This window comes from Phenylobacterium haematophilum (genome assembly GCF_014196295.1).
Taxonomy (GTDB): Bacteria; Pseudomonadota; Alphaproteobacteria; order Caulobacterales; family Caulobacteraceae; genus Phenylobacterium; species Phenylobacterium haematophilum.
The window spans coordinates 236,778-250,988 of record NZ_JACIDK010000003.1; the positions used below are offsets into that span (position 1 = coordinate 236,778).

15 protein-coding genes and 1 tRNA gene are annotated in these 14,211 nt (G+C 66.5%); 8 read left to right on the forward strand and 8 right to left on the reverse strand.

Annotation, left to right across the window (positions count from 1 at the left end; translation table 11 throughout):
- Positions 1 to 116: 116 nt before the first annotated feature.
- Entirely contained in the window at positions 117 to 524 is a 408-nt protein-coding gene (locus tag GGQ61_RS11970; RefSeq protein ID WP_221221002.1) for a DUF2177 family protein, read from the forward strand.
- Here GGQ61_RS11970 and GGQ61_RS11975 read toward each other — a convergent pair.
- From GGQ61_RS11975 to GGQ61_RS11985, 3 genes are read right to left on the reverse strand one after another with little or no spacing between them, the layout of a single operon-like run.
- Entirely contained in the window at positions 521 to 1,282 is a 762-nt protein-coding gene (locus GGQ61_RS11975; protein ID WP_183773043.1) for a DUF1295 domain-containing protein, read from the reverse strand. The two genes, GGQ61_RS11970 and GGQ61_RS11975, sit on opposite strands and share 4 nt — an antisense overlap.
- Positions 1,283 to 1,323: 41 nt before the next feature.
- Positions 1,324 to 1,962: a cadmium/peroxide/UV radiation responsive anti-sigma factor ChrR gene (gene chrR / locus GGQ61_RS11980; protein WP_183773045.1), complete on the reverse strand. Its 639-nt coding sequence runs from the start codon at positions 1,960 to 1,962 to the stop codon at positions 1,324 to 1,326.
- On the reverse strand, positions 1,959 to 2,618 hold the full coding sequence (locus tag GGQ61_RS11985; RefSeq protein ID WP_246370815.1) for a sigma-70 family RNA polymerase sigma factor: 660 nt from the start codon (positions 2,616 to 2,618) through the stop codon (positions 1,959 to 1,961). The genes chrR and GGQ61_RS11985 overlap by 4 nt, the downstream gene beginning before the upstream one ends.
- Before the next feature lie 78 nt (positions 2,619 to 2,696).
- Between GGQ61_RS11985 and GGQ61_RS11990 the strand changes: the two genes are divergently transcribed.
- From GGQ61_RS11990 to GGQ61_RS12005, 4 genes are read left to right on the forward strand one after another with little or no spacing between them, the layout of a single operon-like run.
- A complete protein-coding gene (locus GGQ61_RS11990) occupies positions 2,697 to 4,028 on the forward strand; it encodes an NAD(P)/FAD-dependent oxidoreductase (RefSeq protein ID WP_183773047.1) in 1,332 nt (443 codons plus the stop codon).
- Positions 4,028 to 4,840: a DUF1365 domain-containing protein gene (locus GGQ61_RS11995; RefSeq protein WP_183773819.1), complete on the forward strand. Its 813-nt coding sequence runs from the start codon at positions 4,028 to 4,030 to the stop codon at positions 4,838 to 4,840. The genes GGQ61_RS11990 and GGQ61_RS11995 overlap by 1 nt, the downstream gene beginning before the upstream one ends.
- The gene (locus tag GGQ61_RS12000; RefSeq protein ID WP_183773049.1) at positions 4,837 to 6,093 is read left to right on the forward strand and encodes an SAM-dependent methyltransferase; all 1,257 of its coding nucleotides are present in this window, start codon (positions 4,837 to 4,839) and stop codon (positions 6,091 to 6,093) included. Before GGQ61_RS11995 ends, GGQ61_RS12000 begins: the two co-directional genes overlap by 4 nt.
- Positions 6,094 to 6,133: 40 nt before the next feature.
- The gene (locus tag GGQ61_RS12005) at positions 6,134 to 6,694 is read left to right on the forward strand and encodes a lipocalin family protein (protein WP_183773051.1); all 561 of its coding nucleotides are present in this window, start codon (positions 6,134 to 6,136) and stop codon (positions 6,692 to 6,694) included.
- Between the two features lie 90 nt (positions 6,695 to 6,784).
- On the opposite strand, the gene GGQ61_RS12010 is transcribed toward GGQ61_RS12005, so the two are convergent.
- Positions 6,785 to 6,861 (reverse strand) — tRNA-Arg (locus GGQ61_RS12010).
- Positions 6,862 to 6,921: 60 nt separating this feature from the next.
- On the opposite strand from GGQ61_RS12010, the gene dctA reads away from it, so the two are divergent.
- The 3 genes from dctA to GGQ61_RS12025 all read left to right on the forward strand — a co-directional run bounded on the left by dctA (position 6,922) and on the right by GGQ61_RS12025 (position 9,694).
- Positions 6,922 to 8,229, forward strand: a complete 1,308-nt coding sequence (gene dctA / locus GGQ61_RS12015) for a C4-dicarboxylate transporter DctA (RefSeq protein ID WP_183773054.1) — start codon at positions 6,922 to 6,924, stop codon at positions 8,227 to 8,229.
- 235 nt (positions 8,230 to 8,464) lie between these two features.
- Positions 8,465 to 8,821: a response regulator gene (locus GGQ61_RS12020; RefSeq protein WP_183773056.1), complete on the forward strand. Its 357-nt coding sequence runs from the start codon at positions 8,465 to 8,467 to the stop codon at positions 8,819 to 8,821.
- Positions 8,822 to 8,860: 39 nt separating this feature from the next.
- The gene (locus GGQ61_RS12025; RefSeq protein WP_183773058.1) at positions 8,861 to 9,694 is read left to right on the forward strand and encodes a CAP domain-containing protein; all 834 of its coding nucleotides are present in this window, start codon (positions 8,861 to 8,863) and stop codon (positions 9,692 to 9,694) included.
- Here GGQ61_RS12025 and GGQ61_RS12030 read toward each other — a convergent pair.
- The 4 genes from GGQ61_RS12030 to GGQ61_RS12045 all read right to left on the reverse strand — a co-directional run bounded on the left by GGQ61_RS12030 (position 9,691) and on the right by GGQ61_RS12045 (position 14,198).
- Positions 9,691 to 10,527, reverse strand: a complete 837-nt coding sequence (locus GGQ61_RS12030) for an alpha/beta hydrolase family protein (protein WP_183773060.1) — start codon at positions 10,525 to 10,527, stop codon at positions 9,691 to 9,693. The genes GGQ61_RS12025 and GGQ61_RS12030 overlap by 4 nt on opposite strands.
- Before the next feature lie 68 nt (positions 10,528 to 10,595).
- Entirely contained in the window at positions 10,596 to 11,105 is a 510-nt protein-coding gene (locus GGQ61_RS12035; protein ID WP_183773062.1) for a CarD family transcriptional regulator, read from the reverse strand.
- 276 nt (positions 11,106 to 11,381) lie between these two features.
- A complete protein-coding gene (gene fdxA, locus GGQ61_RS12040) occupies positions 11,382 to 11,723 on the reverse strand; it encodes a ferredoxin FdxA (RefSeq protein WP_183773064.1) in 342 nt (113 codons plus the stop codon).
- Positions 11,724 to 11,807: 84 nt separating this feature from the next.
- Complete coding sequence (locus GGQ61_RS12045; protein WP_183773066.1) at positions 11,808 to 14,198, reverse strand: penicillin acylase family protein; 2,391 nt, start codon at positions 14,196 to 14,198, stop codon at positions 11,808 to 11,810.
- Between the last annotated feature and the right edge of the window lie 13 nt (positions 14,199 to 14,211).

Here is a 14,211-nt window from a genome sequence, read left to right on the forward strand (position 1 = left end):
GGCCTTCAATGAGCTCCTAAGAAGAAGCGAAATGGACCTGCAACTGCGCTGATTTCTCCAGCGGCGATCTGGACGCGGCCGATCATCGTACCCGGATGGTGCGTAGGAGATGCGCTTTGAACATCATCGTCTCATATGTCCTGACCCTGGCGATTTTCGTCCTGATCGATACCGCTTGGCTGGGGACCATGAGCGAGCGGCTTTATCGGCCGCTGCTCGGTGCAATGCTGGCCGATAATTTCCGACTGGCCCCTGCGGTCGCCTTCTATGCGCTCTATGCAGCCGGCCTGACGGTATTCGCCGTGACGCCCGGCTTGGCGCAAGCGGACTGGAAGAAGGCTCTGCTGCTAGGGGCGCTGTTTGGCCTGTTCGCGTACGGGACTTACGATCTGACCAACCTGGCGACGCTGAAGACGTGGAGCCTCAAACTGTCGCTCATCGACATGGCCTGGGGCGTGAGCGTGAGCGCGGCCTCCTCAGCGATCGCCTGCGCCCTGGCCATGCGTTGGCTGCGCGCCGCCTAGCGGCGCGGCGGGCGGGGGAAGAAGGCGCTGGTTCGCTCTGCATAGGCGGCGAAGGCCTCCGGGCGGGACCGGCGCATATGGGCTTCGAGCAGCGGCACGCCGGAAACCCGCGTTAGAAGCCAGTACATGTAGGCCGGACCGCTTAGGGCGAGCCAACCCCAGGGCCAGCCACCGCCCAGGTCGATCGCAAACAGCGGCCAGGCGCACCATCCGAGCCATTCGAAGAAGTAGTTCGGATGGCGCGACCAAGCCCAGAGGCCGGTATCGCAGATCTTGCCGCGATGAGCCGGATCGCTTTTGAAAGCAGCCAGCTGACGGTCAGCCCATCCCTCACCGATCAAGGCGGCAATGAACACGAGCACAGCCAGGCCATCTTGCGGCGAGAGGCCCGCCGCAGGCTTGCGCGCAGCTACGAGAACGCTGAGGGCGAGAAGCGCGGCGGCGGCCGCCTGCAGCATCAGGAAGGCGAACATCCGCGACTGAAAGCGGGCGCCCCAGTCCTGACGCAGCCGCGCGTAGCGGGCGTCTTCAGGCTCCGCCGCAGCACGCGCTGCGATGTGCAGGCCCAGCCGCAAGCCCCAGGCTCCGATCAAGAGCGCCGCCAGGTGTTGGCGAGACGTGGGCGGCGAGCCTTCCACCGGGAACAGCGCCACGAGGACGCCCGTCGCGCCCAGGCCCAGCGACCAAAACGCGTCGGCCCAACCGCCTTGTCCAGTGCGGCGCTGAACCACCCAGGCGGCCGTCATGACGAGCGTCATGACGAGAGCCGCTGCGGCCCACAGCGCGAGCAGGCCGCCGATCACAGCCGAATGAAGGGGCGGATCAGCCGACCCAGCCAACCGTCCGGCTGAATCTGACCGTCAAGGGCGACGACGCAGAGGCACGGCTCGTCGGACACGACGCGCGGCCGGTGCAAAACCTCCTCATCGGCCTCTTCCAGGTCGCCGACGTCGAACCGCGTGGTTTCCGTAGCGTAGGCGCCAGACAGCACGCAGGTGAGTTCGACCCCGCCATGGGTGTGTCGGGGCGTCTCTCGGCCGGGGTCTATCTTCAGTAGGATGACCCGGCAGTCGCCATCGCGCGGGGCGTGGACGTCACGCGCTCTGATGCCGGGCCCTATCCACCGCCAAGGGCCCAGGGCGTAGTTTCGCAGGGGCTCGGGCAGTTCGGGCATGTCATTCAAGGGCGGCGTCGTTCGCACCTCGCCGGCGTCGGTCTCGATCCGCGCCATCGCGCGTGCGAGCGCACCCTGAGAGAGCGCCGAGGGCTGAGCTTCCTCGAGGAACTCGCCGCCGAGCGCCTGCAGCCGTCTCACCCAGGCGTTGTTGGCTGGGCGCAAGGCGAGATGGGCGGCCAGCACCACCGCTTCGGGCGGACTCAGCGTCCCGGCGGCATAGGCGAGCAGGCGTTCTTCGGAGGGATTGCGGACAGGGTTCATTGGGACGCCTCCTCGGAAGGCTCGAGGATTCTACGCAGCTTGATCATTGCATTGCGGATGCGGGACTTGACCGTGCCCAACGGCAGATCGAGCCGCTGAGCGATTTCAGAATGCGGACTGTCCAGGAAGAAAGCGAGGCGAAGCACCTCGACCTGATCTGGATTCAGCCGCGACATGGCCTCGCGCACGCGTTCGGCGTCGTCGGCCATGACCAGCAAATCGTCCGGGCGCGCAAGGTCATCCTCGGCGAGATCGATCTGAGGCATGGGCAAAGCGCGCGCGTCGCGACGCAACGCGTCGATGCGCCGGTTGCGGGCGATGGTGAAGATCCAGGTCGCCGCGCGAGCTTTGCGCGCGTCGAACAGGTCGGCCTTGCGCCAGGCGGTCAGCATGACGTCCTGGGCGAAGTCCTCCGCCGCCGCCGCGCTGGTCCCCGACTTCATCAGCCAAGCTTTCAAGCGAGGGGCGAAGTGCTCAAATAGCTGAGAGAAAGCTTCGCGATCACGCCGCAGGGCCACGGCCTCTATCAGCCGGTCGTAGAAAAGCGTGTCGTCGGCGTCGGTTGTCATCGCGCCAACACGCTTTGCCGAGGATGCGAAAGATCGGGCTTCACCATGCATGGAGCCTAATACGGTTCGGGGAAAAATCTGGATCAATCCCGATCCGCTGGATGCGCCGGCGCGTAATGGGACTGCTCGCACCGCTGAGGGGCGCACGCTTTGCCGGAGCTTTCCATGTCGCCTTCCACCGCCGTCAGCGCCCCTTTGAAAGTCGCCGTCGTGGGCTCTGGCATCGCCGCTCTGTCCTCGGCCTGGCTGTTGTCCCAGAACCACCAAGTGACCGTTTATGAGAAGGCCGACCGGCTGGGCGGCCATTCAAACACGGTGACCGCCGAAACGTCAGCGGGGCAGATTCCCGTAGACACGGGCTTCATCTGCTTCAACGACGCGACCTATCCAAACCTCATCGCTCTCTTTTCGCATCTTGGGGTGAAGAGCCGCGCGACGGACATGTCCTTCGCAGTGTCTCAGGACGAGGGGCGTTTTGAGTACGCCGCTCCAGGCTTGTTCGCACAGCGTCGCAATCTGGTCAGTCCGCGATTCTGGTCGATGCTGAGCGAGATCCTGCGGTTTTACCGACAAGCCCCGGGCGACTTGGCGGGCCTGACAGACCCCGAACTGACCCTGGGCGATTACCTCAAGCGTCAGGGCTTCAGCGAGGCCTTCCGCGATGACCATCTGCTGCCGATGGCGGCCGCCATCTGGTCGTCGCCCGCCCACACGTTGATGGACTATCCCGCCGAGGCGTTCATCCGGTTCTGCGGCAATCACGGCCTTCTGAAGCTTGTCGATCGGCCGGCCTGGCGGACGGTGGAGGGGGGCAGCCGCACCTATGTCGAGCGACTGTCCCAGAAGATCGCCGACATACGTCTCGGCGCCGGGGTGCGGGCGGTGCGCCGTACAGACCAGGGGGTGCTGATCCATGACGACCAGGAACGTGTCGAACGCTTCGACCACGTCGTGATCGGCGCCCACGCGGACCAGGCTCTGGCCATGCTCGACGACCCGAACGATCTGGAAAGGGAGATTCTCGGCTCCATCAAATACAGCCGGAATTTCACGGTCTTGCACACCGATCGCGGCCTCATGCCCCGCCGTCGCCGCGCCTGGGCGAGTTGGAACTACATAGGTACGGGCGAGGGCCTCTGCGTCACCTATTGGATGAACCGGCTGCAGGGCCTGCCCGGCCAGGACCTGTTCGTCACCCTAAATCCGCCGCGCGCGCCCAAACCTGGGGCTCTGTTGCGCAGCGAGATCTACGAGCATCCGATTTTCAATCCCGCCGCCATCCAGGCCCAAAAGAGGCTCTGGGACCTCCAGGGTCGGGGCGGAGTGTGGTTCTGCGGAGCTTATTTCGGTGCGGGTTTCCATGAGGACGGCCTGCAATCAGGCCTGGCCGTCGCAGAACAGCTTGGCGGCGTGCGACGCCCTTGGTCAGTCGAGCACGAGAGCGGGCGCATCCATCTGTCGCGGGCTGCGCCGATCGCCATGGGGAAGGCCGCGTGATGCAGGCTTCAGCTCTCTATCTTGGCCGCGTAACTCATCAGCGAACCCGGCCGGTGACGCACAGCCTCAGCTACCGGGTCTTCTGGCTGTTGCTCGATCTTGCCGACATTGACGGGCTGAACCGTCAGTTGCGGCTATTCTCTCGCAATCGGTTCAACCTCCTGTCGTTCCACGACCGTGACCATGGCGATGGATCCGGCGAGACGCTCCGCAGCCAGATCAAGTTTTGGCTCGACAGAGCCGGGGTCGACATCGGCGACGGGCCCATCCGTCTGCTCACCATGCCTCGGGTGCTGGGATACGTATTCAATCCCATCAGCTTCTATTTCTGTCATTGGCCTGACGGGCGCCTGGCGGCGATGGTCTATGAGGTGACAAACACCTTCGGCCTGCGCCATACCTATGTCGTACCCATCCGTCCCGAGGATCAAGCCGCCGGCCTGATCCGTCAGGAGGCGGCCAAGGACCTCTACGTCTCGCCCTTCATGGGCATGGACATGAACTACGAGTTCCGCGGTCGTGCGCCGCAGGAGCGCCTGGACCTGACGGTTAGGGGTCTCGACGCCGACGGCCTGCTGATCAGCGCAGCCATGTCGGCCAGGCGCCGCCCGCTGCAGGACCTTGAACTTCTTTCCGCGGCTTTCTGCCTCCCCTTCATGACACTCAAGGTGATGGCCGCCATTCACTGGGAGGCTCTAAAGCTCTGGCTCAGAGGCGTCCCGCTCACCCGCCAGCCGGCGCCAGCGCGTGAATCCGTCACGATTCAGGCTGCCGCACCTCGCGTCCGCACCGTAGGCGGGGGCGCCCGATGATCCTTTCCGACGCCCGTCGGCCGCGACCGCTTGCGAATTTCCCCACGCACCGCGGGGCGAACCAGCCGGCTTCGCCGCTCTTCGATGTGTTCTGGCGGCGGCTTGCGGCCAACTGGACCTGGGGGCGATTGACCCTGAAGCTCCCGGACGGCTCCCAACGCGCGTTGACCGGAACGGAAGCTGGTCACTCGGCCGAATTGACGGTGAGCGACTATCGCTTCGCCGTCCGCGTGCTCAAGAGCGGCGATATCGGATTTGCCGAAGGCTATATGGCCGGTGAGTGGGACACGCCCGACCTAGCCGTCCTGCTTGAGACCCTGGTCCACAACTACGAGCACATTCGCCGTCTCTACGACGGCAGTCGGATGATCCAGGCGGTCAACTGGCTGGGAAATAAATTGAACCGCAACAGCCGCAGCGGAGCGCGCCGCAACATCCACGCCCACTATGACCTCGGGAACGCCTTCTATCAGGCGTGGCTGGATCCATCGATGACCTACTCCAGCGCGCGCTTTGAGAAGCCCGGCCAACTGCTGGAGGAGGCCCAGCGCGCCAAATACCGTTCCCTGGCGCGGATGATGGAACTCCAGCCTGGCCATAGCGTCCTGGAGATCGGGTGCGGCTGGGGCGGGTTTGCAGAATTTGCAGCGCGCGAAGTCGGCGCCGTCGTAACGGGGATCACCATCTCGCGCGAACAGTATGAGTTCGCCCGCCGCCGCATGTTCGCGGCAGGCTTGGCCGAACGGGCGGATATAAGGCTCGTGGACTATCGGGATATCGAGGGACAGTTCGACCGTGTCGCCTCGATAGAGATGTTCGAGGCGGTGGGCCGTGAATACTGGCCGGCCTATTTCGGCAAGCTCCACGATGTATTGAAGCCGGCGGGCCGGGCTGGCCTGCAGATGATCACTATTCAGGGCGACCTGTTCGACGGTTACGCCGCCCGAGCGGACTTCATCCAAAAGTATATCTTCCCAGGCGGCTTCTTGCCCTCGGAATCGATGGTGTCGCCGATCATCGCGCAGGCGGACCTGCGGTGGGAAAAGGTCGAACGCTTTGGCGGCGACTACGCCGACACCCTCGCTCAATGGTCGCGTCGTTTCGAGGCGGCCTGGGAGGAAGTGCGCGCGCAGGACGAGCGGTTCGATGAAAGCTTCCGACGCCTGTGGCGCTTCTACCTCGCCTTCTGCGAGGCGGGGTTCCGGTCCGCGCGCACCGATGTGATCCAGCTCTCGCTCGCGCGAGCGGCGTGACCCTAAAGCCAAATCAATCCCGTCCAGGAAAGCGCCCCCCATGATCGGCATACGCGACGTACGATCTCTCCTGCTGGCGGCCGCTGTCTTGACATTGCCAGCTTGCGCCACCCTTGAGCGCGGCCCTGTCGGCAATCCGGCTGTTCCAGAGCCGGCGAAGGCGGTGGACATGAACCGCTATGGCGGCCTCTGGTACGAGCTGGGCCGCTATGAGAATGGCTTCGAGCGCGGTTGCGAAGCGGTTACGGCGCACTATTCCCCCCGCGCTGATGGGCTCGTCGCAGTGACCAACGTTTGCCGAAAAGGGGGGGAGGGCGGACGCATCAAGCAGGCGAAGGCGAGGGCCAAGGTGGTTTCCGGAAGCGGCGACGCCAAGCTGAAGGTCGCTTTTTTCGGCCCATTCTATGTTGGGAACTATTGGGTGCTGGATCGTGCCGACGACTATTCATGGTCGATCGTCGGCGAGCCATCGGGCCGCTACCTTTGGCTCCTCAGCCGTTCGGCCCGGCCGTCCGCCGAGGTGCGGACCAAAATCATGACCCGAGCCGCCGAGCTGGGCTACGATCTGAGCCTTGTCCATGAGACGCGGCAATCAAGGTGACGGACATGGGCAGCGCCGAAGTTCGCATCGCGATCGCGCCTTGTGAGCAGGCTACGCTTCAGCTGGGGTGGTGACGACATTCCAACCCCCTGGCGGCCCGGGAGGGACTCGAACCCCCGACCTTCGCTTTAGGAAAGCGCTGCTCTATCCTGCTGAGCTACCGGGCCGACCGGTGGGGGTGATAGCGCAAGGCTGTTCCGGTGGGAATGGCTGCGATAGAGGGGCGTATGGGGTTCTTGAAGGTGTTTCGCCTGCTCTACGTGCAGGTTCTCGTCGCGATCGCGCTGGGCATCGCCGTCGGCGCGATCTGGCCGGACTTCGGCGTCTCGCTGAAACCGCTCGGCGACGGGTTCATCAAGCTGATCAAGATGGCCGTCGCGCCGGTGATCTTCTGCACCATCGTCGCCGGCATCGCCCGGATGAGCGACATCAAGGCCTTCGGCCGGCTGGGCGCCAAGACGCTGATCTACTTTGAAGTCGTCTCGACCCTGGCGCTGGTCATCGGCCTGGTGGTCGGCAACCTGGTCAAGCCTGGGCAGGGGTTCAACATCGACCCGAGCACCCTCGATCCCAGCATCGCCGCCGGCTACGTCGAGAAGGCCGAGCATGGCGAGAGCCTGCCCGACTACATCCTCAGCCTGATCCCGGACGCCTTCTTCGGAGCCTTCGCCGAGGGCGCGTTGCTGCAGGTCCTGGTCATCGCGATCATCACCGGGTTCGCCTGTTCGCGGCTGGGGCCGTTCGGGGACAAGGTGGCCGGGGTGCTGGAGGACGTCTCCAAGGTGTTCTTCTCGATCATCCAGGTGATTGTGAAGCTGGCCCCGATCGGGGCCTTCGGCGCCATGGGCTTCACCATCGGCAAGTACGGGCTGGCTGCGCTGTTGAAGCTCGGCGCGCTGGTGGCGACGTTCTATGCGACCTCGCTGCTGTTCGTGCTGGTCGTACTGGGCCTTATCGCTATGCTGGCCGGCTTCTCGATCTTCAAGTTCCTGCGCTACATCCGCGAAGAACTGCTGATCGTGCTGGGCACCTCTTCGTCGGAGTCGGTGCTGCCGCAGATGATGGACAAGCTGCAGCGCCTGGGCGCGGGCAAGACCACGACCGGCCTGGTGATCCCCACCGGCTACTCGTTCAATCTCGACGGCACCAACATCTACATGACCCTGGCCACCCTGTTCCTGGCGCAGGCGACCAATATCGACCTGACCCTGACCCAGGAGCTGACCCTGCTGGGGGTGGCGATGCTGACCTCGAAGGGCGCCAGCGGCGTAACCGGCGCCGGCTTCATTACGCTGGCCGCCACCCTGGCGGTGGCGCCGCAGATCCCGATCGCCTCGCTCGCGATCCTGGTCGGCGTCGACCGGTTCATGAGCGAATGCCGGGCCCTGACCAACCTGGTCGGCAACGGCGTGGCCACCCTGGTCATCGCCCGCTGGGAGGGCGATCTTGACCGTGAAACCCTGGCTAGGGAATTGGAACGCGGCCCCAGCCATGGCGCCGCCGCGCCGGTTCCCGCGCACGCTGACGCAGACTGACCCGGCGAACGCGATCAGCCCACGATTGACTTGCCTCAGGTGGCGCCGATGGGGCAGGATTCAACCTGGGGCTGGTTGTTGCGCCGCTAGGGGAGCACGCCATGTTGGAGGCGGACGCTCGGAAAGGGATGTCGGACCGCGATCCGAAGGCCCGGTCTTCGCCCTCGTCGAGGTGCGATCCGGGGGGCGTGCAGTTCCGGCTGAGGGCGCCGCTCTCGGCGCGGGTGGCGCTCGCATGACCCCGCGTGTGGTGCTGGTCGAAAACGAGCCGCTGGTCTCGATGATGATGCAGGATCTTCTGACCGACCTCGGTTGCGAGATCGTGGCCGCATTTGGGGCGCTGGAGCCAGCGCTGGCATGGCTGTCGCGCCAGGGAACGCCGCCGGACGGAGCCGTGCTGGACGTCAATCTCGGCGGGGAGACGGTGTTCCCGCTGGCCGAGGCGCTGCGTGCGCGAGGGGTGCCGTTCGTCTTCGCGACGGGTTATGGAGTCCTGCCGAGCGACGGCTATCCGGACACTCCCCTGCTGAGCAAGCCGGTCAACCAGGATCAGCTCTTGCCGGTGGTGCGGGCGTTCGCGGCCCTCGCCTAGCGCAGCTTGACGGGCCAGATCGACCCGACGGGAACCAGGATGCAGGAACGCGCCCCATCCCGTATCGCCCCCGCCGCACCGTCGCGACGGCTGCTGCTCGCCGGCCTTGGGGGGCTGCTCGCTACGCCGGTCGCCGCCCGCGTCATCCCGGGAGTCACTGAAGACGTCTGGTTGGCCTATGAGGCGCGTCTGCGTGCGCGGGCGACTGACGCCGGGGGCGGCGCCTTCCAGGGTGCGAGCGAGCGGCGGCTGCTGATCCTGACCAACGCGGCGCGGGAAGCGAACGGCGCGCCGGGCCTGGCATGGAACCCCGAACTCGCCAAGGTCGCGCGGGGACATGCGGCCGACCTCGCCGCCCGCGACTATGTCGAGCACCTGTCGCCGGAGGGGTTCGATCCCAGCCATCGGGTCGGGTTGCTCGCCCGGCGGATGATCGGCTCGGCCAGCGAAAACATCGCCTATCGCCGTGCGGCCCAGACCGCCGACGCTGACGACTTGATGGGCATCTGGCGGCGCAGTCCCTCGCACTGGTCGAACCTGCTGCGGCCTCGCTACGCCCAGGCCGGTTTCGGCGTTGTGGCGCGCGGGCAGCGGACCTACGCGGTGGGGCTTTATGCGCGGCCTGATGGCGCGCTGGGCGCGCCGCTGCCGTTCAAGCTGGCGCAGGAAGCCGAGCTCGCCGACGCCCTGCGAGCGGTCTCGCCGGCCTTCGACAGTTTCGCCTTGACCGACCCGCTCGATGAGGACGCGGCCTGGGCCCGGATCGAGGGCGTCGAGGCGCTGCCGCCGGGGATCTATCAGTTGCGGCCGCGGCGACGGGTCGACCGCGCGCGCTATCAGATCCTCTGGGGTCCGATCTTCGAACGGATCTAGGCGAGCAGCGCCTTCAGCTCGGCCCGGATCGTCGGCCAGGCCTGCGAGGTCGGGTCGATCAGTTCGAAGTGCCCGGCGTCCGGGAAGTCGATCACCCGAGCGGGGTCGCCGGCCTCAGCCGCAGCGCGGCCGTAGGCGGCGGCGAAGGCGCTGGGCACGATGTGGTCCAGGGCGCCTGAGATCACCGTCTGCGGCGCGCCCAGCGGCAGCAGCCGGGGCGGGGAGGTGTCGGCATAGACGTCGGCGTCGTCGCGCGCGCCGAAACCGACCAGGGCGTCGATGACGCCCGGGCCGCCGCACTCCTCGGGGCCATGCGCGTGATAGGCCGCCAGGTCGATGATGCCGGCCAGCGGGACGGCGCCGCGCGCTGCCAGGGGATCGGCGGCGTGGAGCGGACTGGTCGGCGCCAAGCGCGCGCGGGCCAGCGCCCAGACGGCCAGGTGGCCGCCGGCCGAGTGACCGCTGAAGACCGTGCGCGACAGATCCAGGGCGTGCGGCCTCGCAAGCTGGCGCAGGTGATCGACGGCCACGCCGACGTCGAGGAAGGTCCCCGGAAAGCCGCCGCCCTCATGGCCGATGCGGCGGTACTCGATGTTCCACACCGCCACGCCGTGCTCGCGCAGATCGGCGCAGGCGTAATCCATCAGTTCCAGCCCCGGCAGATCGGCCCGCCAGCAACCGCCGTGAATCATCGCCACGACCGGGCGGGGCCCCGCGATCTTCGGCAGCCACAGATCGCCGAACTGCAGCGGATGGCGGCCATAGGAGATGCGCAGGTCGGCGGCGTCGCGCGGGCGCGACAGCAGCTCGCTGAAGGTGATCGGCGCAGGCATGCGAGTGCTCTGAATGCGAAAACGCCCGACCTTGCGGGCGTTCCGAATGTGCGGTCGGCTGGGGCGGCTTAGGCCGCCACCGCCTTCACCAGGTTCTTGTTGAGGATCGTGATAGCCTCTTCGCGGTCGATGCGCTCGATCGCGGCGACTTCGCGGGCCATGCGGTCCAGCGCCGATTCATAGAGCTGGCGTTCCGAGTACGATTGCTCCGGCTGGTTCTCGGCGCGGTGCAGGTCGCGCACCACTTCGGCGATCGAGATCAGGTCGCCGGAGTTGATCTTGGCTTCGTATTCCTGGGCGCGGCGCGACCACATGGTGCGCTTCACGCGGGCGCGACCCTTCAGGGTGGTCAGCGCCTGGCTGACGACGTTGCCTTCGGCCAGCGAGCGCAGGCCGGCGGCGCGCGCCTTGGCGGTCGGGACGCGGAGGGTCATCTTTTCGTGGTCGAAGGTGATGACGTAAACTTCGAGAGAATAGCCGGCGACTTCCTGGGTTTCGATCCCCTGTACCTGGCCCACGCCATGAGCCGGGTAGACGACGTGATCGCCGACGGAGAATTCCAGACCGCTCTTGCTCATTCGCTCAAGTCCTTTCGACTCGTCCGTACCCGTTAAGAAGCGCTAATCGGTTCCAACAAGGCCAAAGGATACGCGCCGCAAAAACTGCGCGGTGTCTTACCCCTGTAGGAACGGAATAGACCTCTAGGACACCCTTCGCCTTTTTGCGGCGTGACACTGGCCGGGGACGGCTCTTCTGCAGAAATTGATGCGGCGCGCGTGATCGCTACCCTCACATCAGCGCAGAAGGTATCATAAAAATCAGCCGAAAGAAAGGCTTGCCCCCTTAGCGGGCGCCTAGGAGCCGCGGCCGGGCTTTTCGCTGAAGTACTTTTCAAACTTGCCGGTCTCGCGCTCGAACTCCTCGCGGTCGGCGGGCGGTTCGCCCTTCACCGTGATGTTCGGCCAGACCTTGGCGTAGTCGGTGTTGATCTTCAGCCACTTGGAGTCCGCATCGTCCTCGGTGTCCGGCTTGATGGCGTCCACCGGGCATTCCGGCTCGCAGACGCCGCAGTCGATGCACTCGTCCGGATTGATGACCAGGAAGTTCTCGCCCTCATAGAAGCAGTCGACCGGACACACCTCCACGCAGTCCATGAACTTACATTTGATGCAAGGATCCATGACGATGTAGGTCATCGCGGGGTACAGCTCCGGCCGGTCCAATCGGGCGGCGGTTTTTCCGGCTCCAGGCGCCCAAAGTCAATGCCCGGGGTCCGCAACTTATCTGGAAGGGGCTTTAGCCGCCCCCGACGGACGCAGACTTATCACCGTTTCGGTGACCGCCTCGACCGCTTGGCGCGAATAGGTCAGCGGCACATACTGCCCCTTGGCCCACAACGGAAACAGGTCGCGGAAATGCGGGCTGGCCGGGTCGCCGGACTGGCCGGGCGTGTTGATCGCCATGCTGTTGTCCCAGGCGCCGACGTCCAGCACCATCCGGAACGAGGCCCCGGCGACGACCCGGTAGTCGTTCGGCCGCCAGGTCGCGGCCAGCGGCGAAAGCGCCGTGCCGGCCATGGGCGCGGTCCCGCTGGACCAGGCTTCGCGGTCGGCGGCCGGGACCTTGGGCGTCAGCGCATGGTCGAACCGCGCCTGATGGAGCTTGCCCCAGGCCCAGGTTTTTGGATCGGGGCCGAGTTGGCCGGCGACCTCGTCATAAGCGGCCAGCAGACTTTCGGAGAGGATGGCTTCGCGCGCGGCTGCCGGATCGGCGCCGAGGCTGGCGTCCGGCGCCTCGAGCAGCGCCATGACCGCCGCGATGTCGCCATTGCCGACCGCCGCGCGGGCGGCCTGCGGCACGGCGCGGGCGACGGCCGCCTTGCCCAGGTGCTTGGTGATCCAGACCTCGTAGAGCGCAGCGCCCGCGCTGTCGGCGCTGGTCTTCTGGTCCCAGCCGGCCAGCAGCGCAATGGCGGCGGCGAGCTTGGCGTCGCTGGTCTTCACGCCGGCCAGCAGGGCGTTCATCCGACGGGCGGTGACGTCGGTCGGATCGGTCTGCAGCGCCATGGCGTCGGCCAGGGTCAGCTTGTCGCTGGCGGCAAGCACCTCCTCGATCCGCTGCATGCGCGCGGCGTTCGACCATTCGAACCCGACCTTGCGCTCAGCGTAGGGATAGTCTTTGGGCAGGTTCAGCTGGTTGGCCGAGGCGAACCAGCCCGACGCCGGGTTGTGGGTGCTGGGCAGTTCGTCGAGCTTCAGGAAGCCGGTCCACTCGTAGCGGCCGTCGCCAGGGACCGGCGTCAGGCCGTCCCAGTTGGCGCGCCGGGGGACCTTGCCGGCCGCGACCCAGCCGATGTCGCCCTTAGTGTCTGCGAACACCTGGTTCTCGGACGGCGCCCCCCAGTCTGAAAGGGCGTCCCGGAAGCTTGGCCAGTCCTTGGCGGTCATGTAGCCCATCGAGCCGAAATAGGCCGACGTTCCCGGCTCGGCCCAGACGCTGCGGACCGCGAAGGCGCGCGACTTGGCGCCGTCGGCGTAAACCACGGGGCCGTGGCGGGTGAAGTGCAGCTCGACCTTGCGCGGGGCCTGCCCCTTGACCTCGATGGTCTCGGCGACCGTGGTCATGTCGGCCCAGCCGTCGCCGTAGCGGTACTTCAGCGGCGCGCCGGCCTGCGTCTCGTAGACGTAGAGATCCTCCTGGTCGGCCGGGAAGATCGTCAGGCCGAAGGCGACCGTGCCGTTATGTCCGATGGAGACACCGGGCAGGGCCGGTTCGCCGGCCCCGATCACCGAGAAGCCGGGCGCTTCCATGTGCACGATGTAGCGCAGCGACGGGGCCGAATGCTCCCGGTGCGGGTCGTTGGCCAGGATCGGCCGACCGGTGGCGGTGCGGCTGCCGGCCACGGTCCAGTTGTTCGAGCCGATCGCCTCGGGCGGGATCTCAAGCATGGCGAGCTTGGCCTGCGAGCCGGTGAAGCGCACGCCGCGGGTGGCCAGTTCGTAGTCGCCCAGCACCGCCTCGGGGATGTCGCAGGGATCGAGCCCGGCCGGCAGCTTGGGCGTCCATTTCGGCTCGATGTGCCTGTAGAGCCGCGCGGCGTCGATGCCGGCGGCGCAGGCGATGCGGGCGCGGCCGACCTCGTTGGGGACGTTGCGGGTCAGGCCGTGGCTGCGAATGCGCACGACGTCGTCGGCGCTCCAGCGGTCGGGTTTGGTCCCGGCCACCTGGAATTCCTGGGGCAGCGGCCGTTGGCCGGCGGCGATCTCGTCGACGAAGGCGTTGAGGCCGGCGACGAAGGCCTCGGTGTTGTCCTTGGCCCCGGCGCCATAGGCGTTCCACTCGCGGACCATGTCGCCGCGATAGAGGAACAGGCGCGCGGCGCGGTCCTGGGCGACGTAGTCGGGGCCGAAGTCCTTGGCCAGCAGGCCGAGGCCCCGCTTGCGCCAGAGGTCGACCTGCCAGAGCCGGTCGCGGGCGACATTGTAGCCCTGCAGGAAGAAGGCGTCGCGGGTGTCCGCGGCATAGATGTGGGCGATGCCCCAGCGGTCGATGCGGATCTCCGCCGGCTGGGCCAGGCCGGCGACGCTCAGCGTCTCCTGCTTGGGCGCGGCGACCGCGGCGGTGGAGCTGAACAGGGCGGCGAGCAGGGCGGCGGACACAAGGCGTTGCATAAGGCCAAGCTAG

Coding starts and splice junctions, on each gene's coding strand:
- GGQ61_RS12005 (WP_183773051.1), top strand. CDS start 6,134: ATGATCGGCATACGCGACGTACGATCTCTCCTGCTGGCGGCCGCTGTC.
- GGQ61_RS12045 (WP_183773066.1), bottom strand. CDS start 14,198: ATGCAACGCCTTGTGTCCGCCGCCCTGCTCGCCGCCCTGTTCAGCTCC.
- GGQ61_RS12025 (WP_183773058.1), top strand. CDS start 8,861: ATGCAGGAACGCGCCCCATCCCGTATCGCCCCCGCCGCACCGTCGCGA.
- GGQ61_RS12020 (WP_183773056.1), top strand. CDS start 8,465: ATGACCCCGCGTGTGGTGCTGGTCGAAAACGAGCCGCTGGTCTCGATG.
- GGQ61_RS11995 (WP_183773819.1), top strand. CDS start 4,028: ATGCAGGCTTCAGCTCTCTATCTTGGCCGCGTAACTCATCAGCGAACC.
- GGQ61_RS11975 (WP_183773043.1), bottom strand. CDS start 1,282: ATGACGCTCGTCATGACGGCCGCCTGGGTGGTTCAGCGCCGCACTGGA.
- dctA (WP_183773054.1), top strand. CDS start 6,922: ATGGGGTTCTTGAAGGTGTTTCGCCTGCTCTACGTGCAGGTTCTCGTC.
- GGQ61_RS12030 (WP_183773060.1), bottom strand. CDS start 10,527: ATGCCTGCGCCGATCACCTTCAGCGAGCTGCTGTCGCGCCCGCGCGAC.
- GGQ61_RS12000 (WP_183773049.1), top strand. CDS start 4,837: ATGATCCTTTCCGACGCCCGTCGGCCGCGACCGCTTGCGAATTTCCCC.
- chrR (WP_183773045.1), bottom strand. CDS start 1,962: ATGAACCCTGTCCGCAATCCCTCCGAAGAACGCCTGCTCGCCTATGCC.
- GGQ61_RS11990 (WP_183773047.1), top strand. CDS start 2,697: ATGTCGCCTTCCACCGCCGTCAGCGCCCCTTTGAAAGTCGCCGTCGTG.
- GGQ61_RS12035 (WP_183773062.1), bottom strand. CDS start 11,105: ATGAGCAAGAGCGGTCTGGAATTCTCCGTCGGCGATCACGTCGTCTAC.
- fdxA (WP_183773064.1), bottom strand. CDS start 11,723: ATGACCTACATCGTCATGGATCCTTGCATCAAATGTAAGTTCATGGAC.